Origin of the sequence: Xanthomonas vasicola pv. musacearum NCPPB 4379 (genome assembly GCF_000277895.2) — a bacterium.
GTDB classification, from domain to species: domain Bacteria; phylum Pseudomonadota; class Gammaproteobacteria; order Xanthomonadales; family Xanthomonadaceae; genus Xanthomonas; species Xanthomonas vasicola.
The window spans coordinates 455,009-475,885 of sequence record NZ_CP034655.1 but is presented as its reverse complement, the minus strand read 5'-3'; the positions used below and the strand labels follow the sequence as shown (position 1 = coordinate 475,885).

Here is a 20,877-nt window from a genome sequence, read left to right as displayed (position 1 = left end):
AGGATGGTCCCGAGGCGCCTGCGTCAGCACTGGCAATCGCCCTTAACCCCTACCGCCGCCGCGCCTTGCCTTCTCCCATCGGGACATTGTCCTCCTTCATGGGGAAGAAGGTGCCCGAAGGGCGGATGAGGGGCGCGTCGGAAAGCTGGCAGCGCCAGCGATCACAAACGCGTCGCCACGCGCCGGCAAAGTGAAACGATCAATGCTGCTGCCATGCATCGATCCCTGCTCCGCCCCGGCCCGCGCTCGCGGCGCGGGCGCTCCTAGGCACGCGCGCCAGTAGCGCGCAGGCCGCGCTTTCTCGCCCCGAGGGGAAGGCGCTTGAGTGCGCTGCGGCTGCTGATTGCTCAGCGTTTGCATTGCTCAGCTTTTTTCCCTGCGCGGGTTGTCGCCCTGCTCTGCTTATCCCCGTGCTCAGCTTGTCGCCCGCTTGACGTCTGGCCTTACTCAGCCGTTCCCGGCGTACGCCCCGCCCTGCACTGGGCGGCTGTCCACGCCCACCGAGGTGCGCACGTCGAACAGTTCCGGGAAGAATGTCAGCGCCAACGCCTGCTGCAGAAAGCCGACGCCGCTGGAGCCGCCGGTGCCGCGCTTGAAGCCGATCACCCGCATCACCGTGCGCATGTGGCGGAACCGCCACAGCTGGAACTGGGTTTCCACATCCACCAGATCCTCGCACAGCACGTACTCGCGCCAGTAGCGGTCGGTGTTTTCGTAGATGCGCTCGAACACCGGCCGCAGGCTGTCGTCGGCCACATGGGCGGCGGTCCAGTCACGGGCATGATATTGCTGGGGAATTGCGTGCCCGAAGCGCGCCAGATAGCGCAGGAATTCTTCATACAGACTGGGTGCTTCAAGCACTTCGCGCAGCCGCGCCTGGCCCGGCGGGTCGTACGCGAACACCTGCAGCACCTGCGGGTTCTTGTTGCCGAGCAGAAACTCGATGTAGCGGTATTGCAGCGATTGAAAGCCCGACGAAGGCCCCAGCACATCGCGAAAGCCCATGTACTCGCTGGGGGTGAGCGTCTCCAGCACCGACCACTGTTCGGTGAGCTGGCGCAGCACCTGTTTGCTGCGCGCCAACACCTTGCGGCATTGCCAGACCTGATCGTTTTGCAGATGCACCATCGCCGCGCGCAGCTCGTGCGCCAGCAGCTTCAGCCACAGCTCCGAGGTCTGGTGCTGGATGATGAACAGCATTTCGTCGTGATGGGCCGGCTCGGACAGCGGCTGCTGCGCAGACAGCAACTGGTCCAGCCGCAGATAGCCGCCGTAGGTCAGCCGCCCCTCCAGGTCGGTGTGGATGCCAGGTTCCAGGTCACGCAGATTCTTGTCGACGGGCATGGCGGAGCGCTGAAGATCGGGCACGCAGGGTAGCGCGCTGGCGGCGGCTTGGCAGCCGCTGCTGAATTGGGAATTGGGAATTGGGAATTGGGAATTGGGAATTGGGAATTGGGAATTGGGAATTGGGAATCGGGAATCGGGATTAGCGGATGGCGGATGGCGGATGGCGGATGGCATTCGGCCATGGACCGGGTTGGCTGGCTGCTTGCAGTCCCGGAGGGGCTCTTGAGGGATTGGGCCAGCGATCCTTGCGCAGTGCCTCGCAGAACGCCCATCCACACCAGTCGCACCTGCATGCCTCGGCCTCGAGCCCGCTTCTTTTCACCTTTGAATCAACTTGCACGCGCCCGGCCTAGTCGCAGCTGCTGCGCCGCTGTCACCGTATCGTCAACCACGGTCTGCAAATTCATGCAGAATCGAACGGCGCTGCCGGCCAGGGACGTGGCCGGACCAGGGGAGCGTTTCACGTCTCAGGGATCCTGGGGACTCTTATCTCATGCATGTGTTGCAGCGTCGTGCAGCCGTATTTTTGTGTGCGCTGGCCGTGGCCGGCCACGCCAATGCCCAAGTCGTCATCAGCCAGGTCTACGGCGGTGGCGGCAATAGCGGCGCCACCTTCCGCAGCGATTTCATCGAGCTGCACAACATCGGCAGCACCTCGGTCGGCCTGGACGGCTGGTCGGTGCAGTACGCCTCGGCCGCCGGCAGCAGCTGGCAGGTCACCCCGTTGGCGGGCACTGTCCCGGCCGGCGGTTATTACCTGATCAAGCAGGCCGATGGCAGCGGCGGCAGCGTTGCGCTGCCCACGCCCGATGCCACCGGCACGCTGGCCATGAGTGGCACCGCCGGCAAGGTGGCGCTGAGCAACACGGTGGGCGCGCTGAGCGGCACCTGCCCCACCGGCAATGCCGACCTGGTCGGCTACGGCAGCACGGCCAGCTGCGCCGAGGGCAACGCGCCCACGCCCGCCCCGAGCAACACGCTGGCGGTGCTGCGCGGCAACGAAGGGTGCACCGATACAGACAATAACGCAGCCGATTTTGCGACCGGCGCGCCGGCCCCACGCAATGCCGCCAGTGCCGCGCGCCTGTGCAGCGGCGGCGGCCAGCCGATTGCCACGTTGGCCGATGTCAGCCAGGCCGAAGGCAATACTGGCAGCCGCAGCTACGTGTTCACGCTCACCCTGAGCCAGCCGGCCGGCGCGGGCGGGGTAAGCTTCACCGCCGCCACCGTCGATGGCACCGCCACCGCCGGCAGCGACTACATTGCCCTGCCAGCCACCACCCTGCGCATCGCCGCTGGCGAACGCAGCGCCACCATTTCCGTCGATTTCCTGGGCGACACCACACCTGAGCCGGATGAAAGCTTCCGCCTGCAGATCAGCGGGGTGACCGGCGCGTTGCCGGCCACGCTGAGTGCTACCGGCACCCTCCTCAACGACGACTTCAGCCTGTTGCCGATCCACGCCATCCAGGGCAAGGGCGCACGTTCGCCGCTGGAAGGCCAGGTAGTGGCCACCTCCGGCATCGTGACGGCACGCCGCAGCGCCGGGTTCTTCCTGCAGGCGCCGGATACCGAAGCAGATGCCGACCCGTCCACCTCCGAAGGCGTGTACGTCTACACCGGCAGCGCACCGCCGGACGCGGCCGCCATCGGCAATCGGGTGCGCGTGCAGGGCACGGTGATCGAATACGTGCCCACCGCCGACCCGGACCAGCCGCCGCTGACCGAGATCGGCGGCAGCATCACCGTGCTGCTGGATTCCACCGGCAACCCCTTGCCGATGCCGGTGGCGTTGAGCGCGAACTTCCCCAACCCTAACGGCGCCTTCGATCAGCTCGAAGCGCTGGAAGGCATGCGCGTGGCCGCCGCCAGCCTCACCGTCAATGCACCCACCGGTGGCAGCGTCAACGAGACCAATGCCACGGCGACCAGCAATGGGGTGTTCCATGCCGTGGTCACCGGCGTGCCGCGCGCCTACCGCGAGCCGGGCGTGCAGTTGCCCGACCCGCTGCCGGCCGGCTCGCCTGCCGGAGTGCCGCGCTGGAATACCAACCCCGAAGTGATCGCGGTCGGCAGTGCCGGCGTCGGCGCCGAGCGGCTGGATCTGGCCTCCGGCTGCATGGTGTTCAACGTGGTCGGCCCGCTGGATTACAGCTTCCGCCGCTACACGCTGTATCCGGAACGTACCCCGCAGGTGAGTTGCAACGGTGCCGACCAACCACGCCCCGCACCGATGCCGCAGGCAGACGATGTGGCCGTGGCGACCTACAACATGGAGCGCTTCTTCGACGACCAGAACGACCCGGCAATCGGCGAACCGGTGCTCACGCCGGCCGCCTTCCAGGCCCGCCTCAACAAGGCCTCGCTGGCGATCCGCAACTACCTGCACATGCCCGATATCTTGGGCACGGTGGAAGTGGAAAACCTCAGCGTGCTGCAGACCCTGGCCGCACGCGTCAACGCCGATGCGGTGTCCTCCGGCCAGCAGGATCCCAAGTACGTGGCGTACCTGCAGGAAGGCAATGACGTGGGCGGCATCGACGTCGGTTTCCTGGTCAAGACCGCAGACACCGCCGGCGGCGTGCCGCGGGTGGACGTGCTCTCGATCGCCCAGGAAGGCAAGACCACGACCTGGACCGAGCCGGCAGGCGGTGTGAGCCTGCTTAACGACCGCCCGCCGCTGGTGCTCACCGCCAACGTGCATCAGGTCGATGGCCGCACGCTGCCGTTGACCGCCATCGTGGTGCATCAGCGTTCGCTCAATGGCGCCGAGACCGACGATGCCGCCGGCACCCGCATCCGCGCCAAACGTCAGGCGCAGGCCGAGTATCTTGCGCGCCTGCTGCAGACGCGTCAGCAATTGAACCCTGACGAAAAAGTGCTGGTGATGGGCGACTTCAACGCCTTCGAGTTCAACGATGGCTATGTGGATGCGATGGGCACGGTCACCGGCAAACCGGCGCCGGATGCACAGACCGTGGTGGGCGGCGATGGCGCCGATCTGGTCAACCCGGATTACACCGACCTGACCTGGTTCAACACGCCCGACCAGAGCTACTCGTACGCGTTCGACGGCAACGTGCAGTCGCTGGATCACATCCTGGCCAACGAGGCGCTGATGCGCTTGCCGCAGATCGCCTCGTTGTCGGTCGGCCACTCACGCATCAATGCCGACTTCCCGGGCACCGCGCGCAACGATGCCAATACGCCGACGCGGTTGTCCGATCACGATCCCACCGTGGTGCTGTTGCGCATGAGCAAGCAGGTCAACGCGGACCTGGGTGTGGCGGTGACTGCTGCACGTGCGCAAGTCACCGAAGGCGAGCGCATCGACTACACCGTGGATGTGGAGAACCGTGGGCCGGATCGGGCACCGTTCACAGCGCTGGCGCTGGTGTTCGACCTACCGGTGCAGGCGCGTATCACAGCGCCGACGGGTTGGATCTGCCAGAACCAGACAAATGCCACGCAAACTACATTTACCTGCAATCTGCCCGCGATGAAACCCGGCGCCATGCAGAGCTTTGCGGTGCACCTCGATGCCAGCCCGGAACTGGTAGGACGCACCCTGATGCTGGCCGGGTCGGTCGCCTCGCAATCGCCCGATCCGCAACCTGGCAACAACACCGACACCGCCACGGTCATGGTACAGGCACGTCCGCAACCCCGCAGCGACCTGGCGGTACGTTTCGACGGTCCAAGCAGCCTGCCGACCACCGCCTTCAGCGCCACCTACCGCGTGCTGGTGAGCAATGTCGGCGCCGCACCGGCGCAAGGCTCCGGCCTGGTGATCGAAGGCAACACGGTGTCGGCGTTGTCGCAATTGGTACCGCCGCAAGGCTGGCGTTGCGACAAGCAGACCCAATCGCTGCGTCGGGCCCGCTTCGTCTGCAGCACCGCCGCGGTGGTACTGCCCGGCGCGCAGGCAACTTTCCAGCTGACCGTCGCTACCAGGCCCATCCCGGCCGACGGCGCGGTGCGGGTGCAGGCCACGGCCACCTCGCGTTCGCCCGATGCCAACCCAGCCGACAACACTGCGCTGATCGTCACGCCGATCGGCGGAGGTGATGGGCGCCGCTGATCGCAGTGCAACACGTCGCAGTTCTCTACTGCGACAAAGGGCGCGGCCTGGTCCGCGCCCTTTTTTTTGTGCAAGCCAGCATGATTGTCTGCTGCGGTGCAGGACAGCGTTTTGCTTCGCCGTCCTTAACATGGCAACTCATATCATTTGAAACTTCTTGATGAAGGTGTCGTCGCAATGAGCGTAGCCGCGCAGTTCCAGATCGACTATCTGCACTACATGGACGCGGACGGCCAATGGGTCCGCGACGACCTTCCGGCCGACGCCGCCAACCCGCAACAACTGCTCGCCCTGTTCAAGCGCATGTTGTTCGTGCGCACCTTCGACACCAAGTCGGTGGCCTTGCAACGCACCGGCAAGCTGGGCACCTACGCGGCCTGCATCGGCCACGAGGCCACGCATGTGGGCATCGGCGCTTCGATGCGCAGCGGCGATGTGTTTGCGCCAAGCTACCGCGAATACGGCACCATGTTCGAACGCGGCGTGCGCCCGCGCGATGTGCTGCTGTACTGGGGCGGCGACGAGCGCGGCAGCGACTATCCGCGCGATGCCGATGCGGCGATCGACTTCCCGATCTGCGTGCCCATTTCCACCCAGTGCCTGCACGCCGCCGGCTCGGCGCTGTCGTTCAAGCTGCAGGGCAAACCGCAGGTTGCGGTGGCCTGCTGCGGCGACGGTGGCAGCTCCAAGACCGACTTCTATGCCGCACTCAATTCGGCCGGCGCCTACAAGCTGCCGCTGATCCTGTGCGTGATCAATAACGGCTGGGCGATCTCGGTGCCGCGCTCGGCGCAGACCGGCGCGCAGACGCTTGCGCAGAAGGGCCTGGCCGGCGGCCTGCAGTGCCTGCAGGTGGACGGCAACGATCTGGTTGCCGTGCTCGAAGCCATGCGTCAGGCACGCGTGCGCGCACTGGCCGGCGATGGCGGCACGGTGATCGAGTTTTTGACCTATCGCCTGTCCGACCACACCACCGCCGACGACGCGCGGCGCTATCGCGGCGAAGAAGAGGTCAAGCAGGGCTGGGCGCGCGAACCGCTGCTGCGCCTGCGCCGCTACCTCACCGCGCAAGGCCTGTGGGACGCCGCCCAGGAAGACGCCTGGAAGGCCGAATGCAGCGCGCGCGTGGACGAAGAGGTCAACGCCTATCTCAACACGCCGGTGCAGCCGGTCGAAGCGATGTTCGATTACCTCTACGGCGACCCGCCGGCCGAGTTGCTGGCACAGCGCGCCGAAGTGATGGCGCTGGAGTCGCGTCATGGATGAGCTCAAGCATGTGCCCGCAGACACGTCGCAGCATGCCAGTGCCCCTTACAACGCTGCGGCAACGCGCGGAGAAATCGCCATGAGTTCGCCCATCACCCTGATCGAAGCCATCACCCAGGCGCTGGCCTGGGAGCTGGAACACGACTCCGCGGTGCTGGTGCTGGGCGAGGATGTCGGCGTCAACGGCGGCGTGTTCCGCGCCACCGCCGGCCTGCAGCAACGCTTCGGCAGCGAACGCGTGCTGGACACGCCGCTAGACGAAACCACCATCGCAGGCCTGAGCGTAGGCCTGGCCGCACAAGGCATGAAACCGGTGGCCGAGGCGCAGTTCGACGGCTTCGTGTATCCCATGGTCGATCACCTGATCTGCCACGCCGCACGCTTGCGCAACCGCACTCGTGGCCGTCTGCATTGCCCGATGGTGCTGCGCGTGCCGTGGGGCGGCGGCATCCGCGCGCCGGAACATCACAGCGAAGCCAACGAAGCCATCTTCACCAACGTGCCGGGCCTGCGCGTGGTGTTGCCGTCCTCGCCGCAGCGCGCGTACGGTCTGTTGCTGGCCGCGATCCGCGACCCGGATCCGGTGATTTACATGGAGCCCAAGCGCATCTATCGCCAGTACAAGGAAGTGGTGGCCAACGATGGCGAAGCGCTGCCGCTGGATGTGTGCTTCGTGCTGCGCGACGGTACCGACGTCACCCTGGTCACCTGGGGCGCGCAGGTCAAAGAAGCGCTGGAAGCGGCCGACAAACTCGCCGGCGAAGGCATCAGTGCCGAAGTCATCGACGTGGCCACGCTGCGCCCGCTGGACTTCGACACCATTGCCGAATCGGTTGCGAAAACCGGCCGCTGCGTGATCGTGCAGGAGGCCCCGCGCACCGCCGGTTTCGGCGCGGAAATCGCCGCGCGCCTTGCGGAGCAATCGATGTACGACCTGGTGGCGCCGGTCGAACGCGTCACCGGTTACGACACGCATATCCCGCTGTTCCGGCTGGAAATGAAGTTCCTGCCGAGCGTGGAGCGCATCGTCGCCGCGGCACGTCGCGCGGTGGCTGCCGGCTGATATGCGCGCCCGTCTGCTTTGCGACCATCGCGCCGCCTACGCCAACCCGGTCCGCTTCCAGGCAGGCCAGCAGGTTGGCGTGGGCGTGCGCGACGAAGAATGGCCGGCGTTTGCCTGGGTCACGACCGATAGCGGACGCGCCGGTTGGGCGCCGCTGGCCTGGTTGCGCCCGCTGGGGGACGGCCGGGCCGAAGCCCTGCGCGATTACGACGCACGCGAACTCGATGCCCAGACAGGCGAGGACGTGTTGCTGCATCACGAACACGGTGGCTGGTGGTGGTCCGAACGTGCCGACGGCACGCAGGGCTGGCTGCCGGCCGCCGACCTTGAACTCCTCGACGACACCACGCCGCAGCTGCCGGCCGCGCAAGAGAATCTGCCATGAGCGACAACAAGAATTTCCACCTGCCCGACCTGGGCGAAGGCCTGCCCGACGCCACCATCGTGGAATGGTTCGTCAAGGAGGGCGACACCGTGCGCCTGGACGACCCGCTGGTATCGATGGAAACCGCCAAGGCGGTGGTCGAGGTGCCCTCGCCGTTTTCCGGGACCGTGGTCAAGCTCGCCGGCGCCGCCGGCGATGTGATCGTGACCGGCTCGGTGCTGGCGCAGTTCGCGCTGGATGCCTCGCAGCCGCAACGCGCCGACGGCCAGGACACCGGCCATTCGCATGGACCGGCGCCGACGCACTCACCCACGCCCAGCACCGGCGACAGCGCGGCTGGGCACACCACGCGCGTGGTGGCCTCCGATAACGGCGGCGAAATTGCCGATGCCGATGCCGATGCCGATGCTGGCGATGGCAGCAGCGATCGCGACGATGCCGGCACCGTGGTCGGCGCGATGCAAAGCTCCAACGTCGTGCAGAGCGAGCAGGCCATTACCGTCGGCGGCGTGCGCGCCATGCCGGTGGTGCGCGCGCTGGCGCGCAAGCTGCGTGTGGACCTGGCACAGGTGCGCGCTACCGGCCCGGACGGCACGGTCACGCTGGCAGACGTAAAGCAGGCAGCGGCTGCCGGTACCGCGCAGTTCTCACCCGGCGCGCATGGCGCGCCGACCTCTCCTGCCAGCGGGAGAGGTGGTCCGATCGGTGATGGTGGGAGAGCTGCTGGGAGCGCTGCCGACAGCAGGGATCGATCCGCAACAGCATCCCTTCTCCCGCCTGCGGGAGAAGGTGCCCGCAGGGCGGACGAGGGCAACGCCCGCTCCACGCTGTCGGCCAGCGGCAAGCCGATGCGCACCCAGTCGCCCGGCATCAGCGCCAAGGGCCAACCCGAGCAACTCAAGGGCGTGCGCCGCAACATGGCACGTGTGATGGCCGATGCACACACCAAGGTGGTGCCGACCACGCTCAACGACGATGCCGATCTGCACGCCTGGCAGCCCGGTAACGATGTCACCGTGCGTCTGGTGCGCGGTATCGTGCGCGCCTGCCAGGCGGTGCCCGCACTCAATGCCTGGTTCGACGGCGACGCACTCAGCCGCACCCTGCACCACCAGGTCGACATCGGCATTGCCGTGGATACCGAAGAAGGCCTGTTCGTGCCGGCGTTGCGCAACGCCGACATGCTGGATGCGCATGGCATTCGCGAAGGCGTCAACCGGCTGCGCCAGCAGGTGGAAAGCCGCAGCATCGCCGCGTCCGAACTGAGCGGCTACACCATCTCGCTGTCCAACTTCGGCATGTTTGCCGGCCGCTACGCCACGCCGGTGGTGGTGCCGCCCTGCGTGGCGATCGTGGCCGCCGGTCGCGCGCGCTACCAGCTCACCCCGGTGATGGGCGGCGTGGAAACGCACAAGGTGATGCCACTGTCGCTGACCTTCGATCACCGCGCCGCCACCGGTGGTGAAGCGGCGCGCTTCCTGCGCGCCTTGCTGGACGATTTGGCGTTGGCCAACTGAGCACTTGCGCGGCGGCTTGCCGGCTCGCCGCGCAGGCTGGAAAACGCCCCGGCAGCAACCGCGAACGCGGGTACACGCAGATGCGCGCGTGTGCCAGGTGGACGAGCGCAATGCAGCGGATGATTTCCAACGTCAGCGGCGCCCGCAGCCGCGCAATGTTGCGGTGTGCTAAGGAACCTCGATCAAGCGCCAGGTTGGTTGCACCAAGTTCAGATTCGCGGCATGGACAAGAACACGGCGCCAGTGCTGACGTCGCTTGCGCTCTCGTATCTGTCACGATGCGCCGGCAGCCGCTGCCACTGGATGATCCTGCCTGGCGTAGCGACAAGCCCTTCAGACACAGCAAACCTCATTCGACAAGCCTGCCGTTGCGCTTTCCATCAGGGTCGCCTTATTACATACCGAAAAAAAGCCCGCTGGGAAGCGGGCCTGTGAAGGTAAGGAAAGTAAATAATATTTGGTAATTGTCTCAGGATTCTAAGGCGTGACGGATCTTTCGAGCTCTGGATGCTTCGATTGACATGCTGTAGGTCTTATCGCGCTGGACCTGGAACTCCTCCAGTCTACGGCTCAGCGACTCCTTGTAGACAGCGGCTCTGCCTGACCTCACGTCGGTACCCGACGCGCCAGGCTGATCTGCCTCGAGCTCGTCGATGGTGCGCCTGGAATGCGCATGCTTGTAGAAGTTTGCCGGCAGCAACCTGGTTCCTTTAAGCAAATAGACGCCAAGCTCGTTAAGGTGCTGACTTTCGGGAGTCATCCCCTTGATATTTCCTTTCTTTCGAAGATCTTTATGCCATTGGTCAAAGGTGCTTCTTTCCTGGTATGCCGCCAGGGCATAATCAAGAGAAAATATGACACACCCACCGATTGACTTAAGTGCTTCCGCCTCAATCACCGCAAACGAAATTTTCCTACCGAACTGAGACGTGAGATTTTCTCTCATTTTCACGAAACCAGGCATATGGTCCGGATTGTAAGCAGACGCAGGCTCCAATGCGATAATCGTCGTGTGTCCACTCTCGTGGTTGCGCACGTCGAACGCGACGCGATGCCATCTCCTAGGGTCTTCATCCAGCCGCACTACCGCTCTTAATGGCAATCCTGTTTTATGCCAGCGACTCAGGTCATGTAAAAACTGCCCCGGAGTGTCGAAGCTGCGCAGGTTTAGATTATTCAATCTATTGTCGTAGGAGCGGACCAGATGGGGGAGATTTTCAATGTCCATCAGCCGAAGTGACTCGCTGATGGGTTCATTTCGCCTCAGTTGATCAAGGGTTGCGTTGGCATAGGAGACCAGGCTTGGCGGGGCTAAATGTCCGCGCGACTCCACCGCATCCGACAAGGCCTCGGCCTTCTTGCGAGGCCTGGTCGGGAGAGCGGAAAAAGCAGAGTTACTGGGCGGGGAATCCGGCGGCGGAGAGGCCGGAGGCGTAGACGCCTTACTACTGGGTGCTGAGTCAGCCTCCGGAATATGATGTTGAAAACGACTACTGCTTGAGCCGCCCACTCCTAATGATCTGAAAAATTTCTTCATTTTTTACCACCATTTTTTGTATGGATCTGAATTGCACTCTTATGGAGTCGCACATATATTAGATCGCGCTAATCGAAGAACTCGGTTTCGTTGCGCGAAGATCTAGGCAATAATGCGAAAAGCTGAAAAACCCTGAACGAAGCACTACAGATAAGCGACACTAATTCACGCTGAAGAGTGATCTGCGTAACTGATGTTCGGTGACTAACCAACCCCAAAAACCTGGCCACGGCCGTGGATTAGTCGCATTGGACGCAGCAGACCCCGGGTCGACACACCGGTTGTTGCCACTGCCGCTTGGCGGCGCCGTGGAGCGCCATGCGCGGCCAGCGCACCTGCACTTCGTTTCGGCATGCACGCCGTCGACAATGCGCGGATAATCGCGCGATGTCACTGAAAGCAGATTTGCTGTCGCTACAGCTACAGCCCGTATTCGAGTCCGCGCTCGCCAGGGCCGGTGTGCGCACGCTCACGCCGATCCAGGTCGCGATGATTCCGCCGATGCTGGCCGCACGCGACCTGATCGCCACCGCGCAGACCGGCTCGGGCAAGACCCTGGCATATGCCTTGCCGCTGCTGCAGCAGCGCCTGCAGGCGCCGGAACAGGCGCCGCGCGTGCTGGGAGGGCTGATCCTGGTGCCGACGCGCGAGCTGGTCGCCCAGGTCGCGCAGACCCTGCTGTCGCTGGCCGCCGCCTTGCCGCGGCGGCTGAAGATCGTCGCCGCCACCGGCGGTGAGGCCATCAATCCGCAACTGATGGCGTTGCGCGGTGGCGCGGACATCGTCATCGCCACCCCGGGGCGGCTGCTGGACCTGGTGGCGCACAATGCACTGCGCCTGTCGCAGGTAAGCACGCTGGTGCTGGACGAGGCCGATCGCCTGCTGGACCTGGGCTTTGGCGCCGAGCTCGATCGCATCCTGGCCTTGCTGCCGTCACAGCGGCAAAGCGTGCTGGTCTCGGCCACGTTCCCGCCTGCCATCGCATCGCTGGCCAAGCGGCGTCTGCGCGACCCACTGCGCATCACCATTGAAGCCACGCCGGAACAGGCACCGGCGATCGCGCAACGCGCGATTGCAGTAGATGCCGGCCAGCGCACGCAGCTGGTGCGTCATCTGCTGCTGGAACACGCCTGGCCGCAGCTGCTGGTATTCGTCGCCAGTCGCCACACCGCCGACAAGGTTGCCGAAAAACTGAGCAAGACCGGCATCGCCGCGTTGCCGCTGCATGGCGAATTGAGCCAGGGCCGCCGCGAACGCACGCTGCGGGCCTTCAAACAGGCTGAGGTGCAGGTGCTGGTGGCCACCGATCTGGCCGGGCGCGGCATCGACATCGACGCCCTGCCGGCCGTGCTCAATTACGACCTACCCCGCTCCACCGTCGACTACACCCACCGCATCGGCCGCACCGCGCGCGCCGGTGCCAGCGGGGTGGCGGTCAGCTTCGTCACCGCCGAGAGCGCCCAGCAGTGGCGGCTGATCGAAAAACGCCAGGGCCTGCGCGTGCCGACCGGCGTGATCGAAGGCTTCGAGCCGACTCAGGCCAAGACGCCTGCCGGCGATGCGCTTGACGCAGCGGTACGTGCTGCGCATGACAACGGCGGCATCAAGGGCAAGCGGCCGAGCAAGAAGGACAAATTGCGCGCCGCGGCGCAGGCGCAGACTGCCAAGCCCGGCTGAGAGTGGCGAACGCACCGTAGCGAGCAGTCGTAGCACCGGCGCGTGATGACTGTGCCGGCAGCGCCGCACTGCAGCGCGGGCTTGACCAACAACCGCAGGCCTTGGCAGCCGAACGCGCACAGCATGCGTCAGCCGCAACCGCCCAGCAAAACGCTCTGGCGCAACAGCAGTCGGTTAGCCACGGCCCGCTCGAACCGCTGCGTCCGGGCGACAAGTGCCCGCTATCAAGCACCAGCAGGTTTGGCCGGTGGCAGCGTCATCGTCGGTCCGCCGCTCAGCGGCGCTCGCCAGCGTCAAGGCACCGCAGCCCTCGTGCGACCCGTCCAGTTGCCATCCGCAAGGCACGACGCCTCGCTCGTCCAATGCGATGCGGTCAACAATACGCCAGGAACGCCTCGTCCCGCAGCGGTGCGCCGCCAGCGGGAGACGACGAAAACTCAGTCCTGCTCGAAATCCAGCTCGCCGTCACCGAACGCGTGGTCGCTTTCAGCGCGCGGTACGCGCTTGCCTGGCTTGCGCAGGATTTCGACAAAGAACTGGTCGCCACCTTCGGCAGTGAGCGCGTTGATCGAGCGGATCAGCTCGGCCGGCGGCAGTGCCACCGCGCTGGCTTCGTCCACCCCGAAGCGCATGTCGAAGTCCCAGTAATCCGCGCCTTCCGGCAGGTCTTTGCGGCGCTCGCGGCGGATGTACTTGCGGATATCGTTCTTGCTGGATTCCAGCAGACGATCGCGGTTCTTGCCTTCGAGGTTGAGCTGGTAGGTCTTGCGCATGGCGACATCGGTTGTGGGAACTGGCCGCCTATTGTGAGGCCAAGGCGGCATCACGGGCGAATCCGGCGTCTACTGGCGCTGCCAGCCCTCCCGCGCCGCGGCTGCCACCGCATTGCAGCCCCCGGCCAGGCAGTCCTGCGCCAGTCGCCCTGCCGTAGCCCATGCCACGCGGCTTGTGCAGGTGCCGACACGCTTTTCGAATGCTGCGATGCCATGCATGTGATGGCATCGCAGACACCCGATGCGCTCAATCGGCGTGGAAACGAACGCCTTCATTGAGCTTGCATTGATACGCCAGCACTGGCCCACGTTGCTGCAGGCCCGGCAGGTCATACATGTAGGTGGTGAAGCGCAGGCTGCCATCCGGGCGCAGTTGGTAGCGCATGAATTGCTGGATCGGCTTGCCGTCGTTGGCGACGGTGAAATGCGCATCCGAAAATGCCACGGTGCCGTCCGCGGTGATGCGGTAGGCATCGATATGGCGGCCGCCGCGGGTCTGGGTGACCGGCGTACCTTCTTCGGGCGCGCAGCGTGCAAGGTCGGTGCTCACACTGACGTCGTAACCGGCGTCCAGCGCGGCGGTCACTTCGTTGTAACTCTTAAGCGATTCGCTGGCCAGCGCGGGCAGCGCGCACGCGCATAGCGTGGTAAGCATTGCGATAGAAACAAGACGTGGCATGGCGAACTCCGGCAAATAACGGGATGCGACGGCCTGGGCTTGCATGCGCCCAGACCGCCAACATGACCCACTCCGTCCTGCATGAGCGCGCGACACTACGCATTACGCGGCATGATTGCGCTGCCTGGCGAACGCCGTGCACAGATCCGCATTCTGTGTATCACTCAGCGCATCGCGAAAGATCGGCTCTGAGCGAGCGGGCATACGCTGTTCGAGACGCGATCAAGATCTTCGCAGACCATGCGAGGCAACGCGCATCCTCGTCCGCGCTTTGCACACACTTTCGGTCCAGATGAAAAACAGGCAAGCACTTACGCCACCGCAAAAACTTAACGAACCGCCGCACCTACAACCGCGTATTGACCTCGCGCGGCACCTGCTCAGGCGTCGACTGTAACGCAGGCGTTGCACCCAACAGCAGCCGGTCGGCCAATGCGCGCGTGGCCACGCGCAACTCGGGCACCGCGGTGATTTCCCAATAGCGCCCGCGCAATAGCGGGCCTACGCAATACAGCCCCGGCACGATCTGCCCGGCGCCATCGCGCACGCGCAGTTGCGCATCGGTGTCCACGCCCAGGCCTAACGGATCGGCGCGCAGCAGACCGGCTTCGCGCATGCCGGCAATCAAAGGGTCGCTGGTGCGGTCGATGTCGGTATCCAAGCCCGTGGCGCGAATGACTGCATCGTAGTGACCGGTCTGCGCATCAGCAGAGCCGCGCGGGCGGATCACCGCTTCCACGCCATCGGGCACCCAGCGCGCACGCAGCAAGCGTGCAGACACAATTTGCAACTGGCCCGACGCTTGCAATTGCGCCAGCTGCTCGGCGGCACCAGGCGCCACGCGATGGCGGGCCACTTCCCAGTACGGGCGCAGGTGCCGCAGGAAGCGCGCACGCTGGCTCAGTTCCAGGCGCTGCCACAGCGGCTGCAGATGCGGGCGCAGCGCATCCACCACGCGACGCCAATCGTCGACCACCGCACTGAGCTGACGTACCCCGCGCAACAGGCCGCGCAGATCGGCGTCCTTGAGCGCACGCTGTAGATGCGGCGGCAATTCCAGTGGCGCGCCGGGCTGGCGCAGATGCGCTTGCGGTGCCAGCCCACGCCGGGAAATCGCCAGCAACCGGCCGCGATGCCCGCGCGTGTGCAAGGTCAGTGCCACGTCCACCATGGTCAACCCGGTGCCGACGATCAGCACATCGTCGTCCGGTGATAACCGCGCCAACGCATCGCCCTGCCACGGCCAGCCGATATAGCGCGGATGCACGCTCAAGCGCGGGCCGATACCCGCCAGCGCCTGCGGTTGCAACGCGCCGACCGCCAGCACCACGCGATCGCTCTGAAACGCATCGCCATTGGCCAGAAACACGCGGAAGCCCTTGCGCACGCGCTCCACCGCCACCGCTTCTTGCGACAGTCGCATGATCGAGGCTTGCGCGCAGCTCACCGCCGCATCCAGTTCGCTGCGCAGGTAGTCGCCATAGGCCAGCCGCGGCAAGAATTCCAAACGCCCGCCGTCGCCCAGATGCAGGGTGTCGGCGAAGGCGCCAGGCGCCTGTGCGTCGATGCCCAGATCCTTGGCTCGCACGTTGAGCAGATGCTCTGGCCGCGCTGCGCCATAGGCGATCCCGCTGCCAAAGGTCTCGGCCACGCCGACCAGGGTGATGCGCACCTGCGCATCGGCCTTCTGCGCCAGTGCACGGACCAGCGCGGTGCCGCAGAAGCCGGCGCCGATGACGGTGATATGGGTTTCCATGTGTACATCCCGCTGAATGACTCGCACGTTGTGCCCGCAGCGCGCCGCCGGTGTGTAAACGTTTGGTTAGCCATGAGCAATCAAAAACGCATGAGCTGATCGCTGGCAGTGATGAGGCTTACGGCGCAGGCAACGGCCGTTGCAGATGGCAGCGATATGACAGCAGGCGCGACTGCATTGGATGGTGGTGCGTGGGTCTGTGCGTGCTTGTTTTGTTAGGCGCTGCGCAATGCGGCACCCGGTCTGTGCCCTGGCCGACTTATTCGTGTAAGTCAAAGACGGACAGATTTCGTAGACGTGCAGGAGTCAGCAATGCACGCAGCGACCGTGCATCGCCCAGCTGTCTGATAATGCAGGTTTCCAAATCGAGCACCCGCCATGTCCCACTCCGCAGTTCGCCCGCAACGTGTCCTGATCGCTGGCGGCAGCCGTGGCATTGGCCTGGCAATCGCAGAAGGCTTCGTGCGCAACGGCGCGCAGGTGTCGATCTGCGCACGCAATGCCGCCGGACTTGCACAGGCGGCAGACGCACTGGCAGCACATGGCGCCCCGGTGCACATACAGCCCTGCGACCTGGCGGACGCCACGCAGATCGACGCCTACGTGCACGCCGCAGCAAAGGCGCTAGGTGGCCTGGACGTGGTCATCAACAACGCCTCCGGTTTCGGACATGGCAACGACGATGCCAGCTGGCAGGCCGGACTGGATATCGATCTGATGGCCGCAGTGCGCTGCAATCGCGCCGCGCTACCGTATCTACGCAGCAGCGATGCGGCGGTGATCCTCAACATCAGCTCGATCAACGCACAACGCCCCACCCCGCGTGCGATCGCCTATTCCACCGCCAAGGCCGCGCTGAACTACTACACCACTACCTGGCCGCAGAACTGGCGCGAGAGCGCATCCGCGTCAATGCGATCTCGCCTGGATCGATCGAGTTTCCCGACGGCCTGTGGGACAAACGCCGTCGCGAGGAACCGGAGTTGTATGCACGCATCCGCGACAGCATTCCGTTCGGCGGATTCGGACAAGTGCAGCATGTCGCCGATGCCGCGTTGTTTCTCGCATCGCCACAGGCGAGCTGGATCACCGGGCAAGTGCTGGCGGTTGATGGCGGGCAGTCGTTGGGCGGATGAGATGCTGACTCACTCGCTGTAACTGCAAGAGCTAACGGCTCCCAAGATGTGCTCAGCAAGAATTCAATGCCCTAAGGCGTCTTTGATTCACAAAAGAATTTGCAGCAAATCAATAGCGCAACTAGCCAAGCAATTACTTGATAAATTCCGTTCCACACTTTATCCGCTTGATCGAGACCACATGCGACGAGAACGACAAGGAAGCACACCATAAGGACGCGAATGCCATTGCGCTTGCCACAAACACGATCCTGGCAATCACCTCAATCGTCATTACTTGCAGCCGCATTTAGCAGCGGCACGCTGCAGCTCCGCCATTCGTCGATCACCAAAGCCAGCGTTCGTCTGATCAAACTCTGCATGGCCATTCCTTCTGGCAAACCTGCACCGGATGAGGATACTTCAAGGCCCGGACACGTCCTGCATCTCGGCAACGAAAATCCAGGTTGCGCCGCCACTTTCAAGCCCTATCGCGCCACTCATCTGGCACGCCAATCTTCGCACCAGCGCTTCCTTGGCTTCGGGGCTACCCAACCAACTCCGCCGCCTCAACGTTGTGCTCACCACGCGCCGGTGCCAGCGCGGCAGTCACCATCGCTGCGGCAATCCGTTCGGCCGGATTGATGCGAAAGCGCCGGGGTAGGATCGGGCCCAGTGCGCCGAGGACAATGCTGCCAACGTGCTCGCCGGTGCGGCGTTCTTGTCGTTCGCCGCCGATCAGGCCAGGGCGCACGAAAGTGAGCGAGGGGAAGCCGATCTCGCGCAGATCGCGTTCCAGCTCGCCTTTGACGCGGCTGTAGAAGATGCGCGATTGCGCATTGGCGCCGGCCGCCGAGTTCAGCACGAAAACCGATGTACCCTGCGCGCAGGCTGCGCGTGCGATGGCCATCGGGTAATCATGGTCGATGCGATAAAACGCTTCGCGCGAGCCGGCCTGTTTCATGGTGCTGCCCAAGGCGCAGATGGCCGCTTCCATGCGTGGTGCGGTCCAGTGCTCGAGCCGTTCGAAGTCGATGACCTGGTTGCGCAGCTTGGGGTGGATCTGTGCCAGCGGACGCCGCGTGAGCGCGACCACGCCGGTGCATCGCGCATCGGCCAGCAATTGCTGCAGCACGTGTTTGCCGACCAGGCCGGTCGCCCCTGCCAACAAGACATCCATCAGGCCATCCTCGCCATCAACGTGCTCCTTCGGAGACGATCCGCGCACTGCTGATGATGCGGTCGCGCTCCACTGCCAGCAGCGTCAGCGAATGCGCCGGTGCCTTCCATTCGCTACCTCCGGCCACCACGCGGCCGCCGTGGCGCGCGGTGGCCACCAGCACGCGCCAGTGTTCATCGTGCATGGCCGGCAGTGTGAACGACACGCTGGTGGAGGCGGCATTGATCAACATCAGCAGCGTCACATTGGCCGCGATCTCGCGCAGGCCGGTGGTCGGCGAGCGGCCATCCAGGCGCAGCATCAGCGCGCGCGCTTCCGGGTCGTGCCAGCCGGCTTCGTCCATCTCGTGGCCGTCCGGTGCCAACCAGGTGAGATCTTTCAGGCCCAACGCCTCGTCGAACTTGCCGTCGAAAAAACGCGCGCGATGCAGCAGTGGGTAGCGCTGGCGGATGCGGATCAGTCGGCGCACGAAGGCAGCCTGGTCGGCGGCGGCAGCCCTGGTGGCGGCGGTCCAGTCGATCCAGGTCAGCTCGTTGTCCTGGCAATACGCGTTGTTGTTACCGTTCTGGCTGTGGCCGAATTCGTCGCCGGCCAGCAACATCGGCGTGCCTTGCGATAACAGCAAGGTGGCGAGCAGATTGCGCATCTGCTGGCGACGCAGCTGCTTGATGGTCGGGTCGTTGGTTTCGCCTTCCACGCCGTAATTGCACGAGATGTTGTGGTCGCTGCCGTCCCTGCCATCTTCGCCGTTGGCGAGGTTGTGCTTGCCTTCGTAGCTGACCAGATCGCGCAGAGTGAAGCCGTCATGCGCGGTGACGAAATTGACCGACGCGGTCGGCCGGCGGCCGCTGTGATTGAACAGATCCGCAGAGCCGGTGAGGCGCGTGGCTAATTCGGCCAGCTGGCCGCCGTCGCCGCGCCAGAACGCGCGCACGTTGTCGCGGAACTTGTCGTTCCATTCCACCCAGCCAGGCGGGAAGTTGCCCACCTGATAGCCACCGGGGCCGATATCCCACGGCTCGGCGATCAACTTGGTCTGGCTGAGCACCGGATCCTGGCGCGCCGCATCCAGAAAACTGCCGGAGGGATCGAAGCCGTAACGCTCGCGGCCGAGGATGCTGGCCAGATCGAAGCGAAAGCCATCAACGTGCATTTCCTGCACCCAGTAACGCAGCGAATCCATCACCATGCGCAACGCGCCGACATTGGTGAGATCGAAGGTGTTACCGGTGCCGGTGTCGTTGATGTAGAAGCGACGATCGTCGGCCAGGCGGTAATAGCTGGCGTTGTCGATGCCCTTGAACGACAGCGTGGGGCCGAGCTCATTGCCTTCGGCGGTGTGGTTGTAGACCACGTCCAGCAGCACTTCCAGGCCGGCGTGATGCAGCCGCGCCACCATCTGCTTGAACTCGGCCACGGTGCGCGTGGACATGTAACGCGCCTGCGGCGCAAAGAAGCCCAGCGTGTTGTAGCCCCAGTAATTGCGCAGGCCTTTTTCCAGCAGATATTGGTCGTCCACGAACGCATGCACCGGCAGCAATTCCACTGCAGTGACGCCGAGCGAGCTAATGTGGTCGATCAATTCGTCGGTTTTCAGCGCCGAGAAAGTGCCGCGCTCTTCCGGCGGTACTGCCGGGTGCAGCATGCTCAGGCCGCGCACGTGCGCTTCGTAGATCACCGTGCGGTTCCAGGGCGTCTGCGGCGGGCGGTCCTGGCCCCAGGTGAAGGCCGGGTCGATCACCGCGGACTTGGGCATGAACGCGGCGCTGTCGCGGCGGTCGAAGCTCAGGTCCTTGTCGCGATGGCCAATGGTATAGCCGAACAGGTGCGGTGCCCATTTGAGTTCGCCGACGATCTGCTTGGCGTACGGGTCCAGCAGCAATTTATTGTGGTTGAAGCGATGTCCGGCATCGGGCGCGTATGGCCCATGCACGCGATAGCCGTACAACTGGCCGGGCCGTGCGTCGGGCAGATAACCGTGCCAGACCTCGTCGGTGTATTCGGGTAGCGCGATGCGCTCCTGTTCGCGGCCGCGTTCGTCGAACAGACACAGCTCCACCCTCGTGGCGTTGCGCGAATACAGCGCAAAGTTGACGCCTAGCCCGTCCCAGGTGGCGCCGAGCGCGTTGGGACGGCCTTCGCGGATGCGCGAGCGCTGGGTGAATTTGCGAGTGGCCATCGGTGACTCCTTAGAACGGTGAACGCAAACGGTGCGCGATTTTGCACTGGCGCAGCGATCCGCAGCACATGGGCCAGCCCGCAGACCGAGCCATGCACGTTGCCAGACGCAGCGTTACTGACGTGCAGCGATGGGCGTAGCCGCGTACTCGGCGGCCTGTTCGGCGGCGCGCTCTTCGGCCTCCACCAGCCGCTCGGCCATGGCCCAATGGCGGTCTGCGTGCCCGTCCGGGCGGCCCTCCGCCTCCCAAATCTCCCGCGCCAACTGGGCAAGCCGCGCCTGCCGTTCCATGTCATTCATTGCGTACGTTTCTCTCGGGGGG

13 protein-coding genes and 2 pseudogenes are annotated in these 20,877 nt (G+C 64.7%); 7 read left to right on the top strand and 8 right to left on the bottom strand.

Annotated features, from left to right (window positions below; all coding sequences use genetic code 11):
- Window positions 1-447: 447 nt before the first annotated feature.
- On the bottom strand, window positions 448-1,344 hold the full coding sequence (locus KWO_RS02145) for a tryptophan 2,3-dioxygenase (protein WP_010382061.1): 897 nt from the start codon (window positions 1,342-1,344) through the stop codon (window positions 448-450).
- 496 nt (window positions 1,345-1,840) lie between these two features.
- Between KWO_RS02145 and KWO_RS02135 the strand changes: the two genes are divergently transcribed.
- The 5 genes from KWO_RS02135 (at window position 1,841) to KWO_RS02115 (ending at window position 9,659) form a co-directional block, all read left to right on the top strand.
- The gene (locus KWO_RS02135) at window positions 1,841-5,428 is read left to right on the top strand and encodes a lamin tail domain-containing protein (RefSeq protein ID WP_026113210.1); all 3,588 of its coding nucleotides are present in this window, start codon (window positions 1,841-1,843) and stop codon (window positions 5,426-5,428) included.
- 177 nt (window positions 5,429-5,605) lie between these two features.
- Window positions 5,606-6,694 (top strand): pyruvate dehydrogenase (acetyl-transferring) E1 component subunit alpha, encoded by a 1,089-nt coding sequence (gene pdhA, locus KWO_RS02130; protein WP_010382051.1) that lies wholly within the window; start codon window positions 5,606-5,608, stop codon window positions 6,692-6,694.
- A complete protein-coding gene (locus tag KWO_RS02125; protein WP_010382049.1) occupies window positions 6,687-7,757 on the top strand; it encodes an alpha-ketoacid dehydrogenase subunit beta in 1,071 nt (356 codons plus the stop codon). Before pdhA ends, KWO_RS02125 begins: the two co-directional genes overlap by 8 nt.
- A 1-nt stretch (window position 7,758) precedes the next feature.
- Entirely contained in the window at window positions 7,759-8,142 is a 384-nt protein-coding gene (locus KWO_RS02120) for an SH3 domain-containing protein (RefSeq protein ID WP_008575527.1), read from the top strand.
- A complete protein-coding gene (locus tag KWO_RS02115; protein WP_017112908.1) occupies window positions 8,139-9,659 on the top strand; it encodes a dihydrolipoamide acetyltransferase family protein in 1,521 nt (506 codons plus the stop codon). Before KWO_RS02120 ends, KWO_RS02115 begins: the two co-directional genes overlap by 4 nt.
- A 469-nt stretch (window positions 9,660-10,128) precedes the next feature.
- On the opposite strand, the pseudogene avrRxv reads toward KWO_RS02115, so the two are convergent.
- A pseudogene (gene avrRxv, locus KWO_RS02110) lies at window positions 10,129-11,251 on the bottom strand (type III secretion system YopJ family effector AvrRxv).
- A 332-nt stretch (window positions 11,252-11,583) separates the two neighbouring features.
- Here avrRxv and KWO_RS02100 point away from each other — a divergent pair.
- Window positions 11,584-12,873 (top strand): DEAD/DEAH box helicase, encoded by a 1,290-nt coding sequence (locus KWO_RS02100; RefSeq protein ID WP_017112906.1) that lies wholly within the window; start codon window positions 11,584-11,586, stop codon window positions 12,871-12,873.
- A gap of 437 nt (window positions 12,874-13,310) precedes the next feature.
- Here the strand turns inward: KWO_RS02100 and KWO_RS02095 are convergent, their stop codons facing one another.
- The 3 genes from KWO_RS02095 to KWO_RS02085 all read right to left on the bottom strand — a co-directional run bounded on the left by KWO_RS02095 (window position 13,311) and on the right by KWO_RS02085 (window position 16,081).
- Window positions 13,311-13,646 (bottom strand): DUF6172 family protein, encoded by a 336-nt coding sequence (locus KWO_RS02095; RefSeq protein WP_010367985.1) that lies wholly within the window; start codon window positions 13,644-13,646, stop codon window positions 13,311-13,313.
- Window positions 13,647-13,893: 247 nt separating this feature from the next.
- Window positions 13,894-14,325, bottom strand: a complete 432-nt coding sequence (locus tag KWO_RS02090; RefSeq protein ID WP_026112367.1) for a VirK family protein — start codon at window positions 14,323-14,325, stop codon at window positions 13,894-13,896.
- A 346-nt stretch (window positions 14,326-14,671) separates the two neighbouring features.
- Window positions 14,672-16,081 (bottom strand): FAD/NAD(P)-binding protein, encoded by a 1,410-nt coding sequence (locus KWO_RS02085; RefSeq protein ID WP_026113209.1) that lies wholly within the window; start codon window positions 16,079-16,081, stop codon window positions 14,672-14,674.
- A gap of 378 nt (window positions 16,082-16,459) precedes the next feature.
- On the opposite strand from KWO_RS02085, the pseudogene KWO_RS02075 reads away from it, so the two are divergent.
- Window positions 16,460-17,217 (top strand): annotated as a pseudogene (locus KWO_RS02075) (SDR family NAD(P)-dependent oxidoreductase).
- 526 nt (window positions 17,218-17,743) lie between these two features.
- Here the strand turns inward: KWO_RS02075 and KWO_RS02070 are convergent.
- The 3 genes from KWO_RS02070 to KWO_RS02060 form a co-directional block, all read right to left on the bottom strand.
- Window positions 17,744-18,376: an NAD(P)H-binding protein gene (locus KWO_RS02070; protein WP_017112904.1), complete on the bottom strand. Its 633-nt coding sequence runs from the start codon at window positions 18,374-18,376 to the stop codon at window positions 17,744-17,746.
- Window positions 18,377-18,392: 16 nt separating this feature from the next.
- On the bottom strand, window positions 18,393-20,555 hold the full coding sequence (gene glgX / locus KWO_RS02065) for a glycogen debranching protein GlgX (protein WP_010382022.1): 2,163 nt from the start codon (window positions 20,553-20,555) through the stop codon (window positions 18,393-18,395).
- A gap of 114 nt (window positions 20,556-20,669) precedes the next feature.
- Window positions 20,670-20,855, bottom strand: coding sequence for a DUF2934 domain-containing protein (locus tag KWO_RS02060; RefSeq protein WP_008575499.1), 186 nt, complete (start codon window positions 20,853-20,855; stop codon window positions 20,670-20,672).
- Between the last annotated feature and the right edge of the window lie 22 nt (window positions 20,856-20,877).

Coding starts and splice junctions, on each gene's coding strand:
- KWO_RS02145 (WP_010382061.1), bottom strand. CDS start 1,344: ATGCCCGTCGACAAGAATCTGCGTGACCTGGAACCTGGCATCCACACC.
- KWO_RS02135 (WP_026113210.1), top strand. CDS start 1,841: ATGCATGTGTTGCAGCGTCGTGCAGCCGTATTTTTGTGTGCGCTGGCC.
- pdhA (WP_010382051.1), top strand. CDS start 5,606: ATGAGCGTAGCCGCGCAGTTCCAGATCGACTATCTGCACTACATGGAC.
- KWO_RS02125 (WP_010382049.1), top strand. CDS start 6,687: ATGGATGAGCTCAAGCATGTGCCCGCAGACACGTCGCAGCATGCCAGT.
- KWO_RS02120 (WP_008575527.1), top strand. CDS start 7,759: ATGCGCGCCCGTCTGCTTTGCGACCATCGCGCCGCCTACGCCAACCCG.
- KWO_RS02115 (WP_017112908.1), top strand. CDS start 8,139: ATGAGCGACAACAAGAATTTCCACCTGCCCGACCTGGGCGAAGGCCTG.
- KWO_RS02100 (WP_017112906.1), top strand. CDS start 11,584: ATGTCACTGAAAGCAGATTTGCTGTCGCTACAGCTACAGCCCGTATTC.
- KWO_RS02095 (WP_010367985.1), bottom strand. CDS start 13,646: ATGCGCAAGACCTACCAGCTCAACCTCGAAGGCAAGAACCGCGATCGT.
- KWO_RS02090 (WP_026112367.1), bottom strand. CDS start 14,325: ATGCCACGTCTTGTTTCTATCGCAATGCTTACCACGCTATGCGCGTGC.
- KWO_RS02085 (WP_026113209.1), bottom strand. CDS start 16,081: ATGGAAACCCATATCACCGTCATCGGCGCCGGCTTCTGCGGCACCGCG.
- KWO_RS02070 (WP_017112904.1), bottom strand. CDS start 18,376: ATGGATGTCTTGTTGGCAGGGGCGACCGGCCTGGTCGGCAAACACGTG.
- glgX (WP_010382022.1), bottom strand. CDS start 20,555: ATGGCCACTCGCAAATTCACCCAGCGCTCGCGCATCCGCGAAGGCCGT.
- KWO_RS02060 (WP_008575499.1), bottom strand. CDS start 20,855: ATGAATGACATGGAACGGCAGGCGCGGCTTGCCCAGTTGGCGCGGGAG.